The sequence below is a fragment of the Geodermatophilus sp. DF01-2 genome (assembly GCF_004571065.1).
GTDB lineage: Bacteria > Actinomycetota > Actinomycetes > Mycobacteriales > Geodermatophilaceae > Geodermatophilus.
This window is the reverse complement of sequence record NZ_SPQN01000198.1, coordinates 1-596: the sequence shown is the minus strand read 5'-3', so window position 1 is coordinate 596 and position 596 is coordinate 1. Positions and strand designations below refer to the sequence as shown.

Annotated in this window: 1 protein-coding gene; it reads right to left on the bottom strand. The window is 79.2% G+C overall.

Translation table 11 applies throughout. The features are described 5' to 3' along the window. On the bottom strand, positions 1 to 596 hold a 596-nt coding region (locus tag E4P41_RS22505), incomplete at both ends, for a hypothetical protein (protein WP_209307872.1).

The following is a 596-nucleotide window of genomic DNA, read 5'->3' as shown; positions in this document are numbered from 1 at the left end:
GATCTCACCCGGCCGACGGGGGTGGCCCGCCAGGCGGCCTCCTCGGCGGCCGCGGCCCGCTGGGCGGTGCGCACGCTGCGCTGGGCGTGGCCGAGTGCGAGGCGGGCGGCGTGCACCGCGGCGCCAGCGTCGTCCACCGCGCGGTCGGCGGCCGCCCACCACCCACTCACCGCTCGCGCGCCGTTCCACGACGGCGACTCGGCGTCGCCCGGCGGCGGGTCGGTGTGTGGCGGCGGGTCGGTGTGTGGGGACGCGGCGGCGTACGGGTCGGTGTGCGGGGACGCGGCGGCGTACGGATCGGTGTGCGGTGGCGCGCCGGTGTTCGCCGGCGGGCTGCCCAGGTTCCGCTCGAGCTGCTGGCCGGCGGCGAGCCATGCGGCGCGTTCGGCCGGATCGGTGACCCAGTCCGGCGGGTGGATGATCTCCGACCGGTACGGCTCGCCGGGCTCGACCGCCGCGGCGGTGAACTCCGACCAGCCGGGCAGCCCGGCGCCGGAGAAGTCACCGGCGGCGATCCGGCGTTCGGCCTCGGCCCACCACGCCGGATCGTCGAACCAGTCGCTCGGCCCGGTCGGCACGGCCTCGGCGCCCGGGCC